The 20,153-nt window shown below is 69.2% G+C and carries 22 protein-coding genes and 1 riboswitch; of the genes, 15 read left to right on the top strand and 7 right to left on the bottom strand.

Annotated features, from left to right (window positions below; genetic code table 11):
- The first annotated feature begins 68 nt into the window (after nucleotides 1-68).
- From ftsH to clpC1, 14 genes are all read left to right on the top strand, one after another.
- Nucleotides 69-2,378, top strand: a complete 2,310-nt coding sequence (ftsH, locus tag BST17_RS13340) for an ATP-dependent zinc metalloprotease FtsH (RefSeq protein WP_083058552.1) — start codon at nucleotides 69-71, stop codon at nucleotides 2,376-2,378.
- A gap of 16 nt (nucleotides 2,379-2,394) precedes the next feature.
- The gene (gene folE / locus BST17_RS13335) at nucleotides 2,395-3,012 is read left to right on the top strand and encodes a GTP cyclohydrolase I FolE (protein ID WP_083058550.1); all 618 of its coding nucleotides are present in this window, start codon (nucleotides 2,395-2,397) and stop codon (nucleotides 3,010-3,012) included.
- An 11-nt stretch (nucleotides 3,013-3,023) separates the two neighbouring features.
- A complete protein-coding gene (folP, locus tag BST17_RS13330; RefSeq protein ID WP_083058548.1) occupies nucleotides 3,024-3,848 on the top strand; it encodes a dihydropteroate synthase in 825 nt (274 codons plus the stop codon).
- On the top strand, nucleotides 3,841-4,212 hold the full coding sequence (folB, locus tag BST17_RS13325) for a dihydroneopterin aldolase (protein ID WP_083058546.1): 372 nt from the start codon (nucleotides 3,841-3,843) through the stop codon (nucleotides 4,210-4,212). Before folP ends, folB begins: the two co-directional genes overlap by 8 nt.
- On the top strand, nucleotides 4,209-4,712 hold the full coding sequence (folK, locus tag BST17_RS13320; protein ID WP_083058544.1) for a 2-amino-4-hydroxy-6-hydroxymethyldihydropteridine diphosphokinase: 504 nt from the start codon (nucleotides 4,209-4,211) through the stop codon (nucleotides 4,710-4,712). Before folB ends, folK begins: the two co-directional genes overlap by 4 nt.
- Complete coding sequence (locus BST17_RS13315) at nucleotides 4,712-5,197, top strand: DUF3180 domain-containing protein (RefSeq protein WP_083058542.1); 486 nt, start codon at nucleotides 4,712-4,714, stop codon at nucleotides 5,195-5,197. Before folK ends, BST17_RS13315 begins: the two co-directional genes overlap by 1 nt.
- Nucleotides 5,198-5,255: 58 nt before the next feature.
- Nucleotides 5,256-6,575, top strand: a complete 1,320-nt coding sequence (locus BST17_RS13310; protein ID WP_083058540.1) for a DUF6779 domain-containing protein — start codon at nucleotides 5,256-5,258, stop codon at nucleotides 6,573-6,575.
- 82 nt (nucleotides 6,576-6,657) lie between these two features.
- Nucleotides 6,658-7,575, top strand: a complete 918-nt coding sequence (locus tag BST17_RS13305) for a Rossmann-like and DUF2520 domain-containing protein (RefSeq protein ID WP_083058538.1) — start codon at nucleotides 6,658-6,660, stop codon at nucleotides 7,573-7,575.
- Nucleotides 7,572-8,507, top strand: a complete 936-nt coding sequence (panC, locus tag BST17_RS13300; RefSeq protein WP_083058536.1) for a pantoate--beta-alanine ligase — start codon at nucleotides 7,572-7,574, stop codon at nucleotides 8,505-8,507. Before BST17_RS13305 ends, panC begins: the two co-directional genes overlap by 4 nt.
- Nucleotides 8,507-8,914 carry an aspartate 1-decarboxylase gene (gene panD / locus BST17_RS13295; protein WP_083058534.1) on the top strand — a complete coding sequence of 136 codons (408 nt, stop codon included), beginning with the start codon at nucleotides 8,507-8,509 and terminating at the stop codon, nucleotides 8,912-8,914. The genes panC and panD overlap by 1 nt, the downstream gene beginning before the upstream one ends.
- A 2-nt stretch (nucleotides 8,915-8,916) precedes the next feature.
- Entirely contained in the window at nucleotides 8,917-9,720 is an 804-nt protein-coding gene (locus BST17_RS13290) for a type III pantothenate kinase (protein ID WP_083058533.1), read from the top strand.
- A gap of 15 nt (nucleotides 9,721-9,735) precedes the next feature.
- Nucleotides 9,736-11,235 carry a lysine--tRNA ligase gene (gene lysS / locus BST17_RS13285; RefSeq protein ID WP_083058531.1) on the top strand — a complete coding sequence of 500 codons (1,500 nt, stop codon included), beginning with the start codon at nucleotides 9,736-9,738 and terminating at the stop codon, nucleotides 11,233-11,235.
- Between the two features lie 109 nt (nucleotides 11,236-11,344).
- Entirely contained in the window at nucleotides 11,345-11,686 is a 342-nt protein-coding gene (gene lsr2 / locus BST17_RS13280) for a histone-like nucleoid-structuring protein Lsr2 (protein WP_083058530.1), read from the top strand.
- A 245-nt stretch (nucleotides 11,687-11,931) separates the two neighbouring features.
- Nucleotides 11,932-14,457, top strand: a complete 2,526-nt coding sequence (gene clpC1, locus BST17_RS13275; RefSeq protein ID WP_083058529.1) for an ATP-dependent protease ATP-binding subunit ClpC — start codon at nucleotides 11,932-11,934, stop codon at nucleotides 14,455-14,457.
- A gap of 63 nt (nucleotides 14,458-14,520) precedes the next feature.
- On the opposite strand, the gene BST17_RS13270 is transcribed toward clpC1, so the two are convergent.
- From BST17_RS13270 to mhuD, 6 genes are all read right to left on the bottom strand, one after another.
- On the bottom strand, nucleotides 14,521-15,321 hold the full coding sequence (locus BST17_RS13270; RefSeq protein ID WP_083058527.1) for an energy-coupling factor ABC transporter ATP-binding protein: 801 nt from the start codon (nucleotides 15,319-15,321) through the stop codon (nucleotides 14,521-14,523).
- On the bottom strand, nucleotides 15,314-16,057 hold the full coding sequence (locus BST17_RS13265; RefSeq protein WP_083058526.1) for a CbiQ family ECF transporter T component: 744 nt from the start codon (nucleotides 16,055-16,057) through the stop codon (nucleotides 15,314-15,316). Before BST17_RS13265 ends, BST17_RS13270 begins: the two co-directional genes overlap by 8 nt.
- A gap of 9 nt (nucleotides 16,058-16,066) precedes the next feature.
- Nucleotides 16,067-16,441, bottom strand: a complete 375-nt coding sequence (locus BST17_RS13260) for an energy-coupling factor ABC transporter substrate-binding protein (protein ID WP_083058525.1) — start codon at nucleotides 16,439-16,441, stop codon at nucleotides 16,067-16,069.
- Between the two features lie 2 nt (nucleotides 16,442-16,443).
- Nucleotides 16,444-17,163 (bottom strand): energy-coupling factor ABC transporter permease, encoded by a 720-nt coding sequence (locus tag BST17_RS13255; protein ID WP_083058722.1) that lies wholly within the window; start codon nucleotides 17,161-17,163, stop codon nucleotides 16,444-16,446.
- Between the two features lie 39 nt (nucleotides 17,164-17,202).
- A riboswitch (cobalamin riboswitch) is annotated at nucleotides 17,203-17,397 on the bottom strand.
- A gap of 32 nt (nucleotides 17,398-17,429) precedes the next feature.
- Nucleotides 17,430-18,782, bottom strand: a complete 1,353-nt coding sequence (locus BST17_RS13250) for a serine hydrolase (RefSeq protein WP_407937749.1) — start codon at nucleotides 18,780-18,782, stop codon at nucleotides 17,430-17,432.
- Entirely contained in the window at nucleotides 18,763-19,074 is a 312-nt protein-coding gene (gene mhuD, locus BST17_RS13245) for a mycobilin-forming heme oxygenase MhuD (RefSeq protein WP_083058524.1), read from the bottom strand. Before mhuD ends, BST17_RS13250 begins: the two co-directional genes overlap by 20 nt.
- 41 nt (nucleotides 19,075-19,115) lie before the next feature.
- Between mhuD and BST17_RS13240 the strand changes: the two genes are divergently transcribed.
- Nucleotides 19,116-19,877: an alpha/beta fold hydrolase gene (locus BST17_RS13240; RefSeq protein WP_083058522.1), complete on the top strand. Its 762-nt coding sequence runs from the start codon at nucleotides 19,116-19,118 to the stop codon at nucleotides 19,875-19,877.
- On the opposite strand, the gene BST17_RS13235 is transcribed toward BST17_RS13240, so the two are convergent.
- The gene (locus tag BST17_RS13235) at nucleotides 19,860-20,138 is read right to left on the bottom strand and encodes a hypothetical protein (protein ID WP_083058521.1); all 279 of its coding nucleotides are present in this window, start codon (nucleotides 20,136-20,138) and stop codon (nucleotides 19,860-19,862) included. The genes BST17_RS13240 and BST17_RS13235 overlap by 18 nt on opposite strands.
- Nucleotides 20,139-20,153: the final 15 nt, after the last annotated feature.

The following is a 20,153-nucleotide window of genomic DNA, read 5'->3' as shown; positions in this document are numbered from 1 at the left end:
TTTAGTTTTCCACTGCGCATATCGGAAGGACCGGGTCGGCCGCCGTACCAGTGCGGCCGCGAACAGCTATGAACCGTAAGAACGTCGTCCGCACCCTCACGGTGGTCGCCGTGTTGCTGCTGCTGGGTTGGTCCTTCTTCTATTTCAGTGACGACACCCGCGACTACGAGCCGGTGGACACCTCGGTGGCCATGGCCCAGATCAACGCCGACAACGTCGAGAGCGCCCAGATCGACGACCGCGAGCAGCAGCTGCGCCTGGATCTGAAATCGGGCAACGACGACACCAAGAACGAGGACAAGATCCTCACCAAATACCCGACCGGCGTCGGGGTGCAGCTGTTCGACGCTCTCAGCGCGAAGAACGCCAAGATCAACACGGTCGTCAACCAGGGCAGTGTGCTAGGCACGCTGCTGATCTACATGCTGCCGCTGCTGCTGCTCGTCGCGCTGTTCGTGATGTTCTCGCGCATGCAGTCCGGTGGCCGGATGGGCTTCGGCTTCGGCAAGTCGAAGGCCAAACAGCTCTCCAAGGACATGCCCAAGACGACGTTCGCCGATGTGGCCGGCGCCGACGAGGCCGTCGAAGAGCTCTACGAGATCAAGGACTTCCTGCAGAACCCGAGCCGCTACCAGGCCCTGGGCGCCAAGATCCCGCGCGGCGTGCTGCTGTTCGGCCCGCCCGGTACCGGCAAGACGCTGCTCGCCCGCGCGGTGGCCGGCGAGGCCGGGGTCCCGTTCTTCACCATCTCGGGTTCGGACTTCGTCGAGATGTTCGTCGGTGTCGGCGCCTCACGCGTGCGCGACCTGTTCGAGCAGGCCAAGCAGAACAGCCCGTGCATCATCTTCGTCGACGAGATCGACGCCGTCGGCCGTCAGCGTGGAGCCGGCCTGGGCGGGGGGCACGACGAGCGCGAGCAGACGCTCAACCAGCTGCTCGTCGAGATGGACGGCTTCGGCGACCGGCAGGGCGTCATCCTGATCGCCGCCACCAACCGGCCCGACATCCTCGATCCCGCGCTGCTGCGCCCGGGCCGCTTCGACCGCCAGATCCCGGTGTCCAATCCGGACCTGGCCGGCCGTCGTGCCGTGCTCAAGGTGCACTCCGCCGGCAAGCCCATCGCCCCCGACGCCGACCTCGACGGGCTGGCCAAGCGCACCGTCGGGATGTCCGGCGCCGACCTGGCCAACGTCATCAACGAGGCTGCCCTGCTGACCGCCCGCGAGAACGGCACCATCATCAGCGGCGCCGCGCTGGAGGAGGCCGTCGACCGCGTCGTCGGCGGCCCCCGGCGCAAGAGCCGCATCATCAGCGAGCAGGAAAAGAAGATCACCGCCTACCACGAGGGCGGGCACACGCTGGCGGCCTGGGCCATGCCCGATATCGAGCCGATCTACAAGGTCACCATCCTGGCCCGCGGCCGCACCGGCGGACACGCCGTCGCCGTGCCCGAGGACGACAAGGGATTGATGACCCGCTCGGAGATGGTCGCGCGGCTGGTGTTCGCCATGGGTGGGCGCGCCGCCGAGGAACTGGTGTTCCGCGAGCCCACCACCGGTGCGGTCTCCGATATCGAACAGGCCACCAAGATCGCGCGCGCGATGGTCACCGAATACGGCATGAGCGCCAAGCTGGGCGCCGTGCGCTACGGCACCGAGCACGGCGACCCGTTCCTGGGCCGCTCCATGGGAACCCAGGCCGACTACAGCCATGAGGTCGCGCAGATCATCGACGACGAAGTGCGCAAGCTGATCGAGGCCGCGCACACCGAGGCGTGGGAGATCCTCACTGAGTACCGCGATGTGCTCGACATCCTGGCCGGTGAACTGCTGGAGAAGGAGACCCTGCACCGCACCGAGCTGGAGGCCATCTTCGGCGACGTGAAGAAGCGCCCGCGGCTGACCATGTTCGACGACTTCGGTGGGCGCGTGCCGTCGGACAAGCCGCCGATCAAGACGCCGGGCGAGATCGCGATCGAGCGCGGCGAACCGTGGCCGCCGCCGGTCAAGGAGCCCGCCTACAAGGCGGCCATCCTGGAGGCCAGCCGGGCCGCCGAGGCCGCCCGCCCGCGCGACGCCGGGAGCAACGGGTCCAACGGGTCCAATGGCTCGGGCTCGCACGGCGCACCCAACGGTCACGCCCAGCCCGACTACGGCGCCCCCGCCGGCTGGCACGCACCGGGCTGGCCGCCCCGTGACGGCTCCCCGCAGGGCCAGTACGGTCGGCCGCCACAGTACGGCCCGCCGCCCCAGCAATACGGTCCGCCGCATCAGGGCCAGCACAATCCGCAGCAGGGGCAGTACGGTGGCCCCCAATACGGTTCGCCGCCGGGCCAGTACGGTCCGCCGCCGGAGAATCCGCCACCTTCACGAGGCTGACCAGAACGGAGCGTCGATGACGACGTCGGGCAAGAACGGCGAGAGCACCAGCGGATTCATCCAGGCGGACTTCGATCAGGCACGCGCCGAGGCCGCGGTCCGCGAACTGCTGCTCGCGGTCGGTGAGGACCCGGATCGGCACGGTCTGGTCGACACCCCGGCCCGGGTCGCGCGGGCCTTCAAGGAGATCTTCGCCGGCCTGTACACCGATCCCGACACGGTGCTCAACACCACGTTCGACGAACAGCACGACGAATTGGTGCTGGTCAAACAGATCCCGATGTACTCGACGTGCGAGCACCACCTGGTCTCCTTCCACGGCGTGGCGCACGTCGGCTACATCCCCGGTCAGGACGGCCGCGTGACCGGGCTGTCCAAGATCGCGCGGCTGGTCGACCTGTACGCCAAGCGCCCGCAGGTACAGGAACGCCTCACCGCACAGGTCGCCGACGCGTTGATGCGCAAGCTCGATCCGCGCGGGGTCATCGTCGTGATGGAGGCCGAGCACCTCTGCATGGCCATGCGCGGCATCCGCAAGCCCGGCGCCGTGACCACCACGTCGGCGGTGCGCGGTCAGTTCAAGACCGACAAGGCGTCGCGGGCCGAGGCACTGGAACTGATCCTGCGCCGGTGAGCTCCACGCGCATGCAGGTGATGGGCGTCCTCAACGTCACCGACGACTCGTTCTCTGACGGCGGACGCTTCCTGGACCGCGACCGCGCGCTCGAGCACGCCGACAGCCTGATCGCCGCGGGCGCCGCCATCATCGACGTGGGCGGTGAGTCGACACGCCCCGGCGCGGTCCGGGTCCAGGCACCCGTGGAGACGGGCCGGATCGTCCCCGTCGTCCGTGAACTCGCGGCCGCCGGTGTCACCGTCAGCATCGACACCATGCACGAGGCGGTGGCTCGCGCCGCCCTCGAGCACGGCGCCGCGATCGTCAACGACGTCTCCGGTGGCCGCGCCGATCCGAACATGGCCGCGTTGCTGGCCGAGGCGAAGGTGCCCTGGGTGCTGATGCACTGGCGGTCGGTGCGCGCGGACGACCCGCATGACGTGCCCGCCTACACCGATGTCGTCGCCGAGGTGCGCGAGGAACTGCTGCGCAGCGTGGACGCCGCCGTGACGGCGGGGGTGGACCCGGCCAACATCATCATCGACCCGGGTCTCGGATTCGCCAAGACCGCACAGCACAACTGGCAGCTGCTGCGGGCCCTGGCGGAGTTCGTCGACACCGGGATACCGGTCCTGGTGGGCGCCTCGCGCAAACGTTTCCTCGGCACCCTGCTGGCCGGGCCCGACGGGACGCCGCGCCCGCCCGGCGGACGGGAGACCGCGACGGCGGTCGTCTCGGTGCTGGCCGCCCAGCACGGCGCGTGGGGTGTGCGGGTACACGATGTGCAGGCCTCGGTCGACGCGCTCAAGGTACTCGCGGCCTGGTCGGGGACACAGGAGGAGGAGCATGGCTGACCGCATCGAACTGCGGGGGTTGAAGGTGCGTGGTCATCACGGTGTGTTCGACCACGAGCGCCGCGACGGCCAGGACTTCATCATCGACATCACGGTGTGGGTCGACCTGGCCGCCGCCGCGGCGACCGACGACCTGGCCGACACCGTCGACTATGGCGTGCTGGCCACCCGGGCCGCCGAGATCGTCGGTGGGCCGCCGCGCAACCTCATCGAGACGGTGTCGGCCGAGATCGCCGAGGACGTGATGTCCGACGAACGGATCCACGCCGTCGAGGTCGTGGTGCACAAACCGTCGGCCCCCATCCCGCTCGCCTTCGACGATGTCGCCGTCGTCGCCCGGCGGTCGCGGCGCGGTGCCCGATGAGGGCGGTGCTGTCGATCGGTTCCAATCTCGGTGACCGGCTGGCGCATCTGCAGTCGGTCGTCGACGGTCTCGGCGCCCGGGTGCGCGCCGTCTCGCCGGTCTACGAAACCGACGCGTGGGGCGGGGTCGATCAGGGCGCCTTCCTCAACGCAGTGCTCATCGCTGCGGATCCCGGGTACGACGGCCACGGCTGGCTGCGGCACGGGCAGGCACTGGAGGCCGCCGCCGAGCGGGTCCGCGAGGTGCATTGGGGCCCGCGCACCCTCGACGTCGATGTGATCAGCTGCTATGGCGACGACGATGCCGAATTGCATTGTCGGGAAGCCGATCTCACGCTGCCACATCCGTATGCCCACCAGCGGGCGTTCGTCCTGGTCCCCTGGCTGGCCGCTGACCCGGATGCCACGCTGTCCGGCCGCTCGGTGGCCGACCTGCTCGCCGGGATCGACAGCGCCGAGCGCGACGGCGTGCGGCGAACCGATCTGGTGCTGGCCACCTGATGGGCCTGACCCGCACCCGCGACCTCGCGGTGGCCACCGTGGTGACCGCGGTGCTGGCCTATCTGCTGGTCACCGGTCTGTACCGGTGGTTCCCGCCGATCACACTGTGGACCGGGGTGTCACTGCTCGCGGTCGCGGTGGCCGAGGCCGGCTGGGGTCAGATCGTCCGGACCCGCATCGCCGAGGGCAAGATCGGCGTCGGTGGGGGGCGGTTGCATCCGCTCGCGGTCGCCCGGTCGGTCGTCATCGCCAAGGCGTCGGCATGGGTGGGGGCGCTGGTACTCGGTTGGTGGATCGGGGTGCTCGGCTACCTGCTGCCGCGCCGGGACAGCCTGCGCGTGGCGGGTGAGGACACCGGCGGTGCGGTGGTCGCCGCGCTGTGCGCGCTGGCGTTGGTCACCGCGGGGGTGTGGTTGCAGCACTGCTGCAAGTCCCCCGACGACCGGGACGACAACGCCGACCACCTCGGCAGCGCGGCGGAGTAGCCGAATCGCCGCGCCGGTCGACACGCGATGCGACCTGCGACCGGTACAGTCGGAGCCCATGACAGACCCCTCCCGCGGCATGCGCGTGCGACGCGTCAACCGCCGGCCGGGATGGGTGCTGCTGACCGCGCTGCTGGTGCTGGCCATCGTCGCCAGCACGGTCCTGGTGTTCACCAATCGCGTCGAATTGCTCAAGCTGGCCGTCGTATTGGCGTTGTGGGCCGCCGTTGCCGCGGCCTTCGCGTCCTTCATCTACCGCAGGCAGAGCGATCTGGATCAGGCCAAGGTGCGCGACCTGAAGTACGTGTACGACCTGCAACTGGACCGGGAGATCTCGGCGCGTCGCGAATACGAACTGGCCGTCGAGACGCAGCTGCGCCGCGAGCTGGCCGCCGAACTGCGCGCCCAATCCGCCGACGAGGTGGCCGCGCTGCGGGCTGAACTCGCGGCGCTGCGCGCGAACCTGGAGATCCTGTTCGACGCCGACCTCGACCAGCGGCCCGCGCTGGAGACCGACCGTCCGGCCGGCCGGGTCATCGCCAGCCGGATCGACGCCCCCGTGCGCAGCGAGGCCGAACCGCGCACCGAAGAGAGCCCGATCATCGACGTCCCGGCCGAACCGCAGCCACCCGAGTTCGGGTGGGCCCCGCCGGCCGAGCCCATCGGTGGCGCGCATCGTCGGCCGTCGGAAGCCGAGCCCTCCCCGCCGCCGTGGCAGCGGCGCGCGTCTGTGCCCAACCCGATGACCAACCCGGTACCGACCCCGATGCCCAACCCGGTACCGACCCCGGCGCCGCCGGTGGTGCCCCCGCGGGTGGAGCCGGTCGAGCCGTCCGAACCGTTGGTGGCGCAGTGGAACCCGGTCCCGGCCGAGGGGCAATGGGTCCCCGCCGGCGCACCGGGCAGCAACTGGACGCAGCCCGAGCCGCGACCCGAGCCGCCCGTTCCGCCCGTGTCGCCTGTGTCGCCTGTGTCGCCTGTGTCGTCGCCCCCGCCCGCGCCGCCGGTGTCGGTGTCGTCGTCCGCCCCGCCCGCTCCGGAGATGACCCCGCCGAACGCCGGCGGCGGCCGCCGCCGACGTCGTGCCGAGGACGACGAAGCCACCCCGCCTGCTGCGATACCCGACCCCAACGCCGCGCCCGCACCGCGCCGGGCCCGCCATGCGGTCCCCGGCGAGGCCCCCACGTCACCGCCGCCCGCGCCGGCCGCCCAGGAACCGGAGAACGCGCCCGCGCCGCGACACCGCAGCCCCGAGGAGGCAGCACCCGAGCCGGAAGCAGGCGGCCAGCACTCCGGCGGGCAACCCGTCTCCGAACTGCTCTCCCGACTGCAGGCGACCCCCGGCGGAGGCGGCCGGCGCCGACGCCGCGAAGAGTGAGCTAGGCTCACCGCAGTCCGTGCGGTACCCGCGATGCGGGACCGCAACGTTGTGAACCAGCGAATATGCGAGGTCGTCTGTCATGGTCGACGGACTCCGTCCGGCCCGGCTCAGCGTCGGCGTCATCTCGGCAGGCCGGGTGGGTACCGCACTCGGCGTGGCCCTGGAACGGGCCGAACACGTCGTGGTGGCCTGCAGCGCCATCTCGGTGGCCTCGCGTGACCGCGCGGCCCGACGCCTACCGGACACCGCGGTGCTGCCCGTTCCGGAGGTCGCCGCCCGCGCCGAACTGCTGCTGCTCGCGGTGCCCGACGCCGAACTGGGCACCCTGATCGGCGGGCTGGCCACCACCGGCGCGGTAAGGGCCGGCACCATCGTGGTGCACACCTCGGGAGCCAACGGCATCGGCATCCTGGCGCCGCTGACCGAGCAGGGCTGCCTGCCGCTGGCCATCCACCCGGCGATGACGTTCACCGGATCCGACGAGGACATCGTCCGGCTCTCGGATGCCTGCTTCGGTGTCACCGCCGCCGACGAGATCGGCTATGCCATCGGCCAGTCGCTGGTGCTGGAGATCGGCGGCGAGCCGTTCCGGGTCCGCGAGGACGCCCGCACGCTCTATCACGCCGCGCTGGCGCATGGCGGCAACCATCTGATCACCGTGGTGCTCGACGCGGTCGAGGCCTTGCGCGACGCATTGCGCGGTCAGGAACTCCTGGGGCAGGAACTCGTCGGGGACGCGCCCGGCGGACTGGCCGAGCGCATCGTGGCGCCGCTGGCGCGCGCCTCCCTGGAGAACGCGTTGCAACGCGGGCAGGCCGCGCTGACCGGTCCGGTGGCCCGCGGTGACGCGGACGCTCTGGCCCGCCACCTGAACGCGTTGACCGAGGCGGATCCCGTTTTGGCACAGGCATATCGGGCCAACTCGCTGCGTACCGCCCAGCGGGCGCACGCACCCGCGGATGTGTTCGAGGTACTCACCGACAAGGAGGCACCGTGATCGATCGCCGTCCACCGGCGTTCAAGGCCGGGGAGCTCAACATCTATCGCCGGCCCGCCGATATCGCGGAGGTGACCCGCGCGCTGCGCAGCACCGGGCGGCGGGTCATGCTGGTGCCCACCATGGGCGCCCTGCACGAGGGCCATCTCACCCTGGTCCGGCGCGCCCAGCAGGTGCCCGGCTCGGTGGTGGTGGTGTCGATCTTCGTCAACCCCACCCAGTTCGGGCCCGGCGAGGATCTCGACGCCTACCCACGCACCCTCGACGAGGACCTCGCGGCCCTGCGTGCCGAGGGCGTGCAGATCGCATTCACGCCGACCGCCGCCGACATGTACCCGGCCGGACCGCGCACCTCGGTACACGCCGGCGAGCTCGGATCCCAGCTCGAAGGAGCCGCGCGGCCAACGCATTTCGCCGGCATGCTGACCATCGTGATGAAGCTGCTGCAGATCGTGGCGCCGGACCGGGCGTTCTTCGGCGAGAAGGACTATCAGCAGCTGGTGCTGATCCGGCAGATGGCCGACGACCTGAACCTGGACACCCGGATCGTGGCGGTGCCGATCGTGCGCGAGGCCGACGGGCTGGCGATGTCCTCGCGCAACCGCTACCTCGACGAACTGGAACGCGAACAGGCGCTGGCGATCCCGTCGGCGCTGCTGGCGGGCGTGTACGCCGCCGGGGAGGGTGCCGACGCCGCCCTGGACGCCGCGCGGGCCGTGCTCGAGGAGGTGCCCGCGATCACCGTGGACTATCTGGAGATCCGGGACGCCTGGCTGGGTCCCGCGCCGCAGACCGGCCGGGCCAGGATGCTGCTGGCCGCCCGGCTGGGCCGCACCCGGCTGCTGGACAACATCGCCATCGAGCTGGGCGCGCCCTCGGGTAACGGGCCGGATGTCGCGTTCGACGAGCACGAATTGCCTTGGAGGAACTGATGATACGCACGATGCTCAAATCGAAGATCCACCGCGCCACGGTGACCCAGGCTGATCTGCACTACGTGGGCTCGGTCACCATCGACGCCGACCTGATGGAGGCCGCCGACCTGCTGGAGGGCGAACAGGTCACCATCGTCGACATCGACAACGGCAACCGGCTGATCACCTACGCCATCACCGGTGAGCGCGGCAGCGGTGTCATCGGGATCAACGGGGCCGCAGCGCATCTGATCCATCCCGGGGACCTGGTGATCCTGATCGCCTACGGCACCATGGACGATGCGCTGGCACGCACCCATCAACCGCGCATCGTCTTCGTCGACGCCGGCAACAAGCAGGTCGATCTCGGCTCGGACCCGGCCTTCGTGCCCGCCGACGCCGCCGGCCTGATGTCACCGCGGTAACCATGCTGCTGGCAATAGACGTCCGCAACACGCACACCGTCGTCGGCCTGATATCCGGTGCCGGCAGCTACGGAAAAGTGGCGCAGCACTGGCGGATCCGCACCGAGTCCGAAGTCACCGCCGACGAGCTGGCGCTCACCATCGACGGTCTGATCGGCGACGACTCCGAACGGCTCACCGGCGCCACCGCGCTGTCCACGGTGCCCTCGGTGCTGCACGAGATCCGGCTGATGCTCGACCAGTACTGGCCCGCGGTACCGCAGGTGCTCATCGAGCCCGGTGTCCGCACCGGGATCCCGCTGCTGGTCGACAACCCCAAGGAGGTCGGCGCGGACCGCATCGTCAACTGCCTGGCCGCCTACAGCAAGTACCGCTCGCCGGCCATCGTCGTCGACTTCGGTTCCTCGATCTGTGTGGACGTCGTCTCGGCCAAGGGTGAGTTCCTCGGCGGGGCGATCGCGCCCGGTGTGCAGGTGTCCTCGGACGCGGCGGCGGCCCGCTCCGCTGCGCTGCGCCGGGTCGAGCTCACCCGGCCGCGTTCGGTGATCGGCAAGAACACCGTCGAGTGCATGCAGTCCGGTGCGGTGTTCGGCTTCGCCGCGCTGGTGGACGGACTGGTGGAGAAGATCCGGGCCGACGTCCCGGGTTTCGGCGGCTCCGACGTGGCCGTCGTCGCCACCGGCAACTCCGCGCCGCTGGTGCTGCCCGATCTGCGCACCGTCGGCCACTACGACCAGCACCTGACCCTGGACGGGCTGCGGCTGGTGTTCGAGCGCAACCGCGACAACCAGCGCGGTCGTCGCTGATTAAGCTGGCATGTCGTGAGTTCTGTTGAAGACGACATCCCCGAGCAGTACCGGATCCGTCAGGCCAAGCGCGAGCGCCTGCTCGCCGAGGGCCGTGACCCCTATCCGGTCCAGGTGGGGCGCACCCACAGCCTCAGCGAGCTGCGGGCCGCCTACCCGGAGCTGGCGGCCGACACCCAGACCGGCGATCTCGTCGGCGTTGCCGCCCGCGTCGTCTTCGCGCGCAACTCCGGCAAGCTGTGCTTCGCGACGCTGCAGGACGGGGACGGCACCCAGCTGCAGCTGATGATCAGCCTCGCCGAGGTGGGCCAGGAATCGCTGGACGCCTGGAAGGCCGATGTCGACCTCGGTGACATCGTGTTCGCGCACGGCCAGGTCATCAGCTCGCGGCGCGGTGAGCTCTCTGTGCTGGCCGATTCCTGGCAAATCGTGTCCAAGGCGCTGCGGCCGTTGCCGGTCGCGCACAAGGAGATGAGCGAGGAGTCGCGGGTCCGGCAGCGCTATGTCGACCTGATCGTGCGCCCGGAGGCGCGCAGCATCGCCCGCCAGCGCATCGCCGTGGTCCGTGCGGTCCGTTCCGCTCTGGAACGCCGCGGATTCCTCGAGGTCGAGACCCCGATGCTGCAGACGCTGGCCGGTGGGGCGGCGGCGCGGCCGTTCGTCACACATTCCAATGCCCTCGACGCCGACCTCTACCTGCGTATCGCCCCGGAGTTGTTCCTCAAGCGGTGCCTGGTCGGTGGTTTCGAGAAGGTTTTCGAGTTGAATCGCAACTTTCGAAACGAAGGCGCCGATTCCACGCATTCACCGGAATTCGCGATGCTCGAGACATATCAGGCTTACGGTACGTACGACGATTCCGCCATCGTGACCCGTGAACTTATTCAGGAAGTCGCCGACGAAGCACTCGGAACGCGGCAGGTGCCACTGGCCGATGGCACCATCTATGACCTCGACGGTGAATGGCAGACGCTGGAAATGTATCCGTCGCTCTCTGCCGCGCTCGGCGAGGAGATCACCCCGGAAACCACCCTCGAACATCTGTTGTCGATCGCCGACCGGCTCGGCGTGGAGATTCCGTCCGACCGCGGATACGGACACGGAAAATTGGTCGAGGAACTCTGGGAACACACCGTCGGCGAGACGTTGTGGGAACCCACCTTCGTGCGTGATTTCCCGGTGGAGACGAGCCCGCTGACCCGCGCGCACCGCAGCATTCCCGGCGTCACCGAGAAGTGGGATCTCTATGTCCGCAAGTTCGAATTGGCCACCGGTTACTCCGAACTGATCGATCCGGTGATCCAACGGGAGCGCTTTGCCGCCCAGGCCCGCGCGGCCGCCGCGGGCGATGACGAGGCAATGCAACTGGACGAGGATTTCCTCGCCGCATTGGAGTTCGCGATGCCGCCGACCACCGGAACCGGAATGGGTATTGATCGTCTCTTGATGGCTTTGACGGGCCTGACGATTAGGGAGACGGTTTTGTTCCCGATTGTGCGCAGACACTCAAACTGACTGCATTCACCGACGTGGTTGTTGAATGAATAACCGCGGTATGTAAGCATTGGCGGCAGGGGTTCGGGGGCGAATCTACGAGTGGCCACAGAAGGGTCAGTGTGAGCTAATGGCGAAGAAAGTGACCGTCACGTTGGTCGACGATTTCGACGGGGAAGCCGCTGCGGATGAAACCGTCGAATTCGCCCTCGACGGTGTGAGTTACGAGATCGACCTTTCTTCCAAGAACGCCGCAAAACTGCGCGGTGACCTCAAGCAGTGGGTCGAGGCGGGCCGCCGGGTCGGCGGTCGCCGGCGCGGCCGCTCGGCAGGTACCGGCCGGGGTCGCGCGGCCATCGACCGCGAGCAGAGTGCGGCCATCCGGGACTGGGCCCGCCGCAACGGGCACAACGTGTCGACCCGCGGTCGCATCCCCGCCGACGTCATCGACGCCTTCCACGCGGCAACCTGAACCGCAATTGCTCGCATCCGGCGCGCCGGCGCCGGTTTCAGGCCGGCCGCCCGGGTATCCGATTCGCTGACGGCGAACTGTCCGGACCCCATTTCGGGAAACGTTCGGGCTCCGCTGCGCGTTATGTCATCAACCGCGGCACCAAGAAAAGCACCCGTGCCGCGTGCCCACTACAGTGGACGGAAGGTGCGGCGAGTTTTCAGCGCACGTTGCCGACCTACGTGAGGAAGAGCAGGTAACCACGGATGTTCGAACGATTTACCGACCGTGCCCGTCGGGTCGTCGTCCTGGCTCAGGAAGAAGCCCGGATGCTGAACCACAACTACATCGGCACCGAGCACATCCTGCTGGGTCTCATTCACGAAGGTGAGGGCGTAGCGGCCAAGTCGCTGGAGTCGCTGGGAATCTCCCTGGAAGGCGTGCGCAGCCAGGTCGAGGAGATCATCGGCCAGGGACAGCAGGCCCCCTCGGGCCACATCCCGTTCACCCCGCGCGCCAAGAAGGTGCTGGAACTCTCGCTGCGCGAGGCCCTGCAGCTCGGCCACAACTACATCGGCACCGAGCACATCCTGCTCGGCCTGATCCGCGAGGGTGAGGGCGTGGCCGCCCAGGTGCTGGTCAAGCTCGGCGCCGAGTTGACCCGGGTGCGCCAGCAGGTGATCCAGCTGCTGAGCGGATACCAGGGCAAGGAAGCCGCCGAGGCGGGCACCGGAGGCCGTGGTGGCGAGTCCGGCAACCCGTCGACCTCGCTGGTCCTCGACCAGTTCGGCCGCAACCTGACCGCCGCCGCCATGGAGGGCAAGCTCGATCCGGTCATCGGCCGTGAGAAGGAAATCGAGCGGGTCATGCAGGTGCTGAGCCGGCGCACCAAGAACAACCCGGTGCTGATCGGTGAGCCCGGCGTCGGCAAGACCGCTGTGGTGGAGGGCCTGGCCCAGGCCATCGTGCACGGCGAGGTCCCCGAGACGCTCAAGGACAAGCAGCTCTACACCCTGGACCTGGGTTCGCTGGTCGCCGGCAGCCGCTACCGCGGTGACTTCGAGGAGCGCCTGAAGAAGGTGCTCAAGGAGATCAACACCCGCGGCGACATCATCCTGTTCATCGACGAGCTGCACACGCTCGTGGGTGCCGGTGCCGCCGAGGGCGCCATCGACGCCGCGAGCATCCTGAAGCCCAAGCTGGCCCGCGGCGAGCTGCAGACCATCGGTGCGACCACCCTCGACGAGTACCGCAAGTACATCGAGAAGGACGCCGCCCTGGAGCGCCGCTTCCAGCCGGTGCAGGTGGGCGAGCCGACCGTCGAGCACACCATCGAGATCCTCAAGGGTCTGCGCGACCGCTACGAGGCGCACCACCGGGTGTCCATCACCGACGGTGCGCTGGTGGCCGCGGCCACCCTGGCCGACCGCTACATCAACGACCGGTTCCTGCCGGACAAGGCGATCGACCTGATCGACGAGGCCGGCGCCCGGATGCGCATCCGCCGGATGACCGCACCGCCGGACCTGCGCGAATTCGACGAGAAGATCGCCGACGCGCGCCGGGAGAAGGAGTCCGCGATCGACGCGCAGGACTTCGAGAAGGCCGCCAACCTGCGCGACCGGGAGAAGACCCTGGTCGGGCAGCGGGCCGAGCGGGAGAAGCAGTGGCGTTCCGGTGATCTGGATGTCGTCGCCGAGGTCGACGACGAGCAGATCGCCGAGGTGCTGGGCAATTGGACCGGCATCCCCGTGTTCAAGCTGACCGAGGCCGAGACCACGCGTCTGCTGCGCATGGAGGACGAGCTGCACAAGCGGATCATCGGCCAGGAGGATGCCGTCAAGGCCGTCTCCAAGGCGATCCGCCGCACCCGTGCCGGCCTGAAGGATCCCAAGCGTCCGTCGGGCTCGTTCATCTTCGCCGGCCCGTCCGGTGTCGGTAAGACCGAGCTGTCCAAGGCGCTGGCGAACTTCCTGTTCGGCGACGACGACGCACTCATCCAGATCGACATGGGCGAGTTCCACGACCGCTTCACCGCCTCGCGGCTGTTCGGTGCCCCTCCGGGCTACGTCGGCTACGAGGAGGGTGGCCAGCTCACCGAGAAGGTGCGCCGCAAGCCGTTCTCGGTGGTGCTGTTCGACGAGATCGAGAAGGCCCACCAGGAGATCTACAACACCCTGTTGCAGGTGCTGGAGGACGGTCGCCTCACCGACGGCCAGGGCCGCACGGTCGACTTCAAGAACACCGTGCTGATCTTCACCTCCAACCTGGGCACCTCCGACATCTCCAAGGCGGTCGGACTGGGCTTCACCCAGGGTGGCGGCGAGAACAACTACGAGCGGATGAAGCTCAAGGTGCACGACGAGCTGAAGAAGCACTTCCGCCCGGAGTTCCTGAACCGTATCGACGACATCATCGTGTTCCACCAGCTGACGCAGAACGAGATCATCGAGATGGTCGATCTGATGATCGGCCGGGTCGGCAATCAGCTGCGGGCCAAGGACATGGAGATGGAGCTCACCGACCAGGCGAAGGCGCTGCTGGCCAAGCGTGGCTTCGATCCGGTGCTGGGTGCGCGGCCGCTGCGTCGCACCATCCAGCGCGAGATCGAGGATCAGCTGTCCGAGAAGATCCTCTTCGAAGAGGTCGGACCGGGCCAGATCGTCACCGTCGACGTCGAGGGCTGGGACGGGGAGGGCGCCGGCGAGAACGCCAAGTTCACCTTCGCCGGCCGGCCCAAGTCGGCCGGGTCCACCGAGGACGCGGACCTGGCGGCCACGGTCGCCGAATAGTCTCGACCACGTGAATCGGGCGGTCACCCCATCGGGGTGGCCGCCCGATCCGCGTCTGCGGGCTCAGATCTGGTCGGGACGCAGCACGAGACGTCCCAGCGTGCGTGAGACGGCCGCACCCCACGGAACCGTCAGCCGGGCAGAGGCCAGCAGGGCGGCATCGGTGAGCAGGTCATGGGTGTTGCCGCGGTGCAGGGTGGCCACACCCGTCGCCGAACCGAGCACCAGGCTCTCCTTCGACCAACTCCACGCCACGTCGACATCGTGGGTGGCCAGCACGATGGCGGTACCGGCCCCGGCGAGTTCGGTGAGGGTGCCCAGCAGGTCCTCGACGGCCCGCGGATCGAGTCCGGCGGTCGCCTCGTCGAGCAGCAGGACCCGCGGCCGCATGGCGACGGCGCCGGCGATCGCCACCCGCTTGCGCTGCCCGAAGGACAGCTGATTCGGTGTCCGGTCGGCCAGCGCGGTGATGCCCAGGGCGGCCATCGCCTCGTCGACGCGGGCCACCACCTCGGTCCGGTCGAGCCCGAGATTGGCCGGGCCGAAGGACACGTCCGCGCGGACGGTCGCGGCGACGATCTGGTCGTCGGGTTCCTGCAGGACCATCTGCACCCGGCTGCGCAGCCGGGTCCGGTCGGCCCGGGAGCCGGTCAGGGCCGAGCCGTCCAGCCGGACCGTGCCGGTGGAGGGTTTGGTCAGGCCCACCAGGATGCGCAGCAGCGTGGTCTTGCCGGTGCCGTTGGCACCCAGCAGGGCGATGCGCTGCCCGGGTCGCAGCGACAGATCCACCGAGTCGAAGACATGCGGACCGCGCGGGTAGCCGAAACCGACGCCGCCGAGGCCGAGCACCTCGTCGTCATCCATGCCACACCCTCCACGTCAGAATCGATACGGCGGCAATCCCGCCGAGCAGTGCGATGATCGCGGCCATACGGGCCCCGCGGGCCGGGCGGTCCGTGGTGAGCACCGCCGTCATTCCCGGTTCGGCGCGCAGCGACATCGCCTCGGACATCGAGCGGGCCCGCTCGGTGGCGCGGACGAAGATCAACGCGGTCTGCGAGCCGATCGCCTGGATCGCCTCGCGCGGGGTGCGCAGCCCCAGACGCAGTCCCACCGCCTCCCGGGCGGAGCGGGCGGACTGCACCAGGATGCCCACCAGCCGATAGGTCAGATCGGCGACGTGGCACAGCGGTGCGGGCACCCCGGCGCGGCGGGCCAGGTCCAGCAGGTCGGCCATCAACGTCGTCAACGCCAATCCGATGGTGGCCGCCGACGCGGCGAACGAGCGCAGTGCCGTGTCGACCGCGAGGTCCAGCCCGCCCGGTTCCAGGTGCGGTCCGCCGCGCAGACTCACCGCGATCGGTACGGAGCCCAGCGCGATGAAGACCGCCGGTCCCAGCAGCACGAGCACGAACAGCCTGGCCCGCACCCGGGCCAGTGCCAGTGTCGCGATCGCGGTGGCCAGCAGCACCAGCGGCGCTGCGGTGCGCGGTGGCAACACCATCGCGCACAGCAACAGTCCACCGAAGAGCAACAGTTTCTCGGCGGCCGGATCGGTCGACCACCGATTCTGTGCCGCACTGATCTCAAGCGGATTCACGCCGGCGGGTCAGCCGTCGGCGGGGCCGCCCGGAGATGTCACGGCCGCGGCCTCCCTGCGGCCGCGGTGCCGCCCGGCGTACCAGCCGATCGCACCGCCCAGGATCATGCCGCCGAGCCCGGCCTGGATGGCGAACAGACCCGACTCGACCTCGCCGGGCAGTTCGCCGACCAGCGGGGCGAACCACGGCTCGTAGGTCGGGTGGATCTCGGTGATCACCGCTTCGGCCTGGCCGTCGGCGCCGCCGAACTCGGCCTCGGCGTCGCGCGAGTACCCGTAGAGCAGCGATCCGACCGCGATCACCACGGCCAGGGCGAGCAACCCGACTGACATCACGATGACGGAGCGTCCGTTGGAACCCGACGTATTCGTCGCAGTGCTCATCCTCAGACCTCCCTGCGCTCGGCGACGGGCACTTCGTCGCCGGCCCCGGCCGGCACATCCCTGCCCGTCAGGAAGCCCAGGCTCAGCAGCTCGGAGGCGGCGACCTGCATCAGCACCCGCACAATCACCACCGTGATCAGCCCCTCGACGATGGCCAGCGGCACCTGGGTGACCGCGAAGACACCCATGAACTCCGCGAAGCTCTCCCCGAAACCGCCCTCGGCGGCCGGGAAGGCCAGCGCGAGCTGGAAGCTGGTGACGATGTAGGTGAACAGGTCGGCCACGAAAGCCAGCGCGAACACCGCGGGCAGCACCCCGACACCGGCCTTGCGCAGCAGGTAGAAGACACTGAAACCGGCCCACGGGCCCGCGATCGCCATCGAGAACGCGTTCGCCCCGAGCGTGGTGATGCCGCCGTGGGCGAGCAGCAGGGCCTGGAACAACAGGACGATGGTGCCCAGGAACGCCATCACCGGCGGTTTGAAGATGGCCGTGCCCAGGCCGGTCCCGGTGGGATGGGAGCTCGATCCGGTCACCGACGGCAGCTTGATGGCCGACATGACGAACGAGAACGCGCCCACCGCAGCGAGCAGCGGCCCGGCGGACGGGTGCTCCTTGACGGTGACGACGACTTGTCGGGCGCCGTAGATGACGAATGGCGCTGCCGCGACGGTCCAACCGACCGCGTGCGCCGCGGGAAGAAATCCCTCTGCGATGTGCATGATTGTCCGGTGTGCCTTTCTGCCCAGCACCTCGTGGGCATCGATGTCGGTGCTGCGGCCGGTCTCCTGGCTCACGGGCACACCAGACCATCGGCCTGACTCGCCGGAATCCGCCTTCCCGCCCACGCGATGCGCGAGCAGTGGCACTGATGGACGCCGACTTCCCGTTCACAGTGGCGAGGGCCGCCCCGGTTTCACACCGGGTTCCCGAACGCCGCAGCAGAGGGAGCATACATCCGCGGCCTGCGCCCCGGCCTGCGATGCGGCTAGCTGCTCTCCGGAATCAGACCGAAAGACTGGGTGGCGATCGACAGCAGCCAGGTGGCCGCGGTCAGGCTGCGATACTCCGGCCAGTTGAGCTGATAGCTCACCACCCAGCCCTGTCCACTGCGGTCCTCGGCGTACCAGCTGAAGGTCAGGTCGCCGGGCAGGTTGCCGCCCTTGGCGCCGACGTAACCCCATTTCGTCGTGTCCAGTTCGATGCCCGGGGTGGCCGAGAGGATGTCGCGCACCGGGCTGGCCGGGCCGGTGGCCGCGGCCTGCAGTGCGGCGTGCACCCGGCAGATGTCCATCGGGGTGCCGTACCACTCGATGCCGTACGGCGAGGCCGGTACGCGGGTGAGCATCGGATCCGGTTCGTACGGCTGGGTTCCGGTGCGCGCCAGCATGGCGGCCCGGCGCTGTGGCGAGGCCGTCTTCCATTCCTCGCGGACGTCCGGCTTGCCCCACCCGATCGAGAACAGTTGGTGCGCAGTGGGAAACGGCGTCATCGCCGACGGGTCATGATGGCCGGCCGCGATGAGCGCCCGTTCCAGCGCGCCGGGTCCCAGCCGCGCCATCAACATATCGGTTGCCATGTTGTCGCTTGCCGAGATCATCTGCTGCGCAGCAGATTTGACCGATACCTTCGACCCCGGCTCCAGCTCGTTGAAACCCGCCGAGCCGACGGCCTTGTCCTCTTTGGTGATGGTCAGCTGCTCGTCCCAGGCCACGGTGCCCGCATTGACGGCGTCGGCCAGCGCGAGCAGCACGTAGAGCTTGAAGATCGAGGCCAGCGGCATGGACCGGTCGACATCGGTGCCGGCTGCCGGCAGGCACCGGCCGTCGGACACCTTGGACACCTGGTAGGCGAAGCTGGCGCCGGACTTCGCGATCTCGGCGTCGACATCGGACCACTGCCGGATGCGCGGCGGCTCGACGGACACCTCGAATCGGTCCACCAAACCGCCGTCACCGGTGCGCATCTCGATCGTCTGCTCGACGTTGTAGGTGTTGCGCACGTGCAGGGTGGCCTGCCCGGCGCCCAGCGAGATCGCGGTGACGGTGATGGGGCGATCCGACCACAGCCGGTCCATCGCACCGGCGACGAACTCGACCTGCTGCGGTGCGGCCAGGGTGGCCACCGGCACGACGCCGATCGGCCAGTCGGAATTGACCATGTCCAGCAGTTGTTTGGCGCGCAGGCCCTGCGGGGTGTTGGTCTCGATGTGCATGCCGTAGGCGGCCTCGGCAACCGGCGGCCCGGTGTGGGCGCAGCCGGACCCCAGCACGGCGACCGCGGTCAGGAGTGCGGTGAACCCGAGTGCGCGCCGCGGCGTGCTACTTGCCAGTCCCCGCAACGTCCAACACAACCTCGAACTCCAGCAGCGAGGCACCGGTGGCGACCGGCTTGTTCTGCTGGCCGGCGTGCGCCTCGACGGCCGGGCCGCTGGCCCAGGCCTGGAAGGCCTCCTCGGACTCCCACTGGGTCACCACGAAGTAGCGGTCTTCGCCCTTGACCGGGCGCAGCAGCTGGAACCCGAGGAAGCCGGGCTGGTTGTCGACGGCGTGGGCGCGATGGGCGAACCGCTTCTCCAGCTCCGGGCCTGCGTCGGCCGGGACCTCGATGGCGTTGATCTTCACGACGGGCATGGCATGAGGTTACCTGTGCCCGGCCCGGGCAGGATGACGGCATGCGGACCGAACTTCTGACTGCGCGCGGCGGTACCGGGGCCCCGCTGGTCCTGGTGCACGGCCTGATGGGACGGGGTAGCACCTGGTCGCGGCAGCTGCCGTGGCTGACCGCGCTGGGCACCGTCCACACCTATGACGCGCCGTGGCACCGGGGCCGCGGTGTCGACGATCCGCATCCGATCAGCACCGAGCGGTTCGTCGAGGATCTGGGTCAGGCGGTGTCGGAGCTCGGGCAGCCGGTGACGTTGATCGGGCATTCGATGGGCGCCCTGCACTCGTGGTGTCTGGCCGCACAGCGCCCGGACCTGGTGACTGCCGTGGTGGTGGAGGACATGGCCCCGGACTTCCGCGGCCGCACGACCGGGCCGTGGGAGCCATGGCTGCAGGCACTGCCGGTGGAGTTCGAGACCGCCGAGCAGGTGTACCGGGAATTCGGGCCGGTGGCCGGGCAGTACTTCCTGGAGGCATTCGACCGCACCGCGACCGGGTGGCGGCTGCACGGTCACACCGCGCGCTGGATCGAGATCGCCGCCCAGTGGGGCACCCGCGATTACTGGCAGCAGTGGCAGGCGGTGCGGGCGCCGGTGCTGCTGCTGGAGGCCGGCGGCACCGTCGCACCGCCCGGGCAGATGCGGCGGATGCACGAAACCGGTTATCGAACAACCTATCTGGAGGTTCCGGGTGCCGGTCATCTGATTCATGATGATGCGCCGCAGGTGTATCGCGAGGCCGTCGAGGGATTCTTAACGGCGCTCGCCTGAGGCGCTGGACGTGGGCCAGCTCGGGTGCTCGGAGAACCGGCTACGGATGGCGTCGATGTCGTGCTGGGTGCGCAACCCGTCCCGGTCCTCGGCCTGGTCGCTGCCGAAGAGTCGGCCGACGAACGGGCCGGCCTGCTGGAACTGGTCGAGGTGTAGGCGCAGGATGCCCGAGCGTCGGGCGGCGCGGCCGAGGGTGAAGGTGAGGGCGAACGGCGCGAGCAGAATGGCCGTGAGGGCGAGGTAGGTCAGTGCAGTAGTCATGGCAGTAATGCTCCG

The sequence above is a fragment of the Mycolicibacterium bacteremicum genome, from assembly GCF_002086115.1.
Classification (GTDB): Bacteria; Actinomycetota; Actinomycetes; order Mycobacteriales; family Mycobacteriaceae; genus Mycobacterium; species Mycobacterium bacteremicum.
The sequence above is the reverse complement of the archived record's forward strand: the minus strand, read 5'-3'. Positions and strand labels throughout refer to the sequence as shown.

Excerpts from the sequence above, each read along its gene's own strand:
- panD (WP_083058534.1), top strand. The coding sequence starts at position 8,507 with ATGATACGCACGATGCTCAAATCGAAGATCCACCGCGCCACGGTGACC.
- lsr2 (WP_083058530.1), top strand. The coding sequence starts at position 11,345 with ATGGCGAAGAAAGTGACCGTCACGTTGGTCGACGATTTCGACGGGGAA.
- folB (WP_083058546.1), top strand. The coding sequence starts at position 3,841 with ATGGCTGACCGCATCGAACTGCGGGGGTTGAAGGTGCGTGGTCATCAC.
- BST17_RS13290 (WP_083058533.1), top strand. The coding sequence starts at position 8,917 with ATGCTGCTGGCAATAGACGTCCGCAACACGCACACCGTCGTCGGCCTG.
- ftsH (WP_083058552.1), top strand. The coding sequence starts at position 69 with ATGAACCGTAAGAACGTCGTCCGCACCCTCACGGTGGTCGCCGTGTTG.
- clpC1 (WP_083058529.1), top strand. The coding sequence starts at position 11,932 with ATGTTCGAACGATTTACCGACCGTGCCCGTCGGGTCGTCGTCCTGGCT.
- BST17_RS13255 (WP_083058722.1), bottom strand. The coding sequence starts at position 17,163 with ATGCACATCGCAGAGGGATTTCTTCCCGCGGCGCACGCGGTCGGTTGG.
- BST17_RS13235 (WP_083058521.1), bottom strand. The coding sequence starts at position 20,138 with ATGACTACTGCACTGACCTACCTCGCCCTCACGGCCATTCTGCTCGCG.
- BST17_RS13305 (WP_083058538.1), top strand. The coding sequence starts at position 6,658 with ATGGTCGACGGACTCCGTCCGGCCCGGCTCAGCGTCGGCGTCATCTCG.
- BST17_RS13240 (WP_083058522.1), top strand. The coding sequence starts at position 19,116 with ATGCGGACCGAACTTCTGACTGCGCGCGGCGGTACCGGGGCCCCGCTG.
- folK (WP_083058544.1), top strand. The coding sequence starts at position 4,209 with ATGAGGGCGGTGCTGTCGATCGGTTCCAATCTCGGTGACCGGCTGGCG.
- mhuD (WP_083058524.1), bottom strand. The coding sequence starts at position 19,074 with ATGCCCGTCGTGAAGATCAACGCCATCGAGGTCCCGGCCGACGCAGGC.
- BST17_RS13260 (WP_083058525.1), bottom strand. The coding sequence starts at position 16,441 with ATGAGCACTGCGACGAATACGTCGGGTTCCAACGGACGCTCCGTCATC.
- BST17_RS13315 (WP_083058542.1), top strand. The coding sequence starts at position 4,712 with ATGGGCCTGACCCGCACCCGCGACCTCGCGGTGGCCACCGTGGTGACC.
- folE (WP_083058550.1), top strand. The coding sequence starts at position 2,395 with ATGACGACGTCGGGCAAGAACGGCGAGAGCACCAGCGGATTCATCCAG.
- folP (WP_083058548.1), top strand. The coding sequence starts at position 3,024 with ATGCAGGTGATGGGCGTCCTCAACGTCACCGACGACTCGTTCTCTGAC.
- BST17_RS13270 (WP_083058527.1), bottom strand. The coding sequence starts at position 15,321 with ATGGATGACGACGAGGTGCTCGGCCTCGGCGGCGTCGGTTTCGGCTAC.
- BST17_RS13310 (WP_083058540.1), top strand. The coding sequence starts at position 5,256 with ATGACAGACCCCTCCCGCGGCATGCGCGTGCGACGCGTCAACCGCCGG.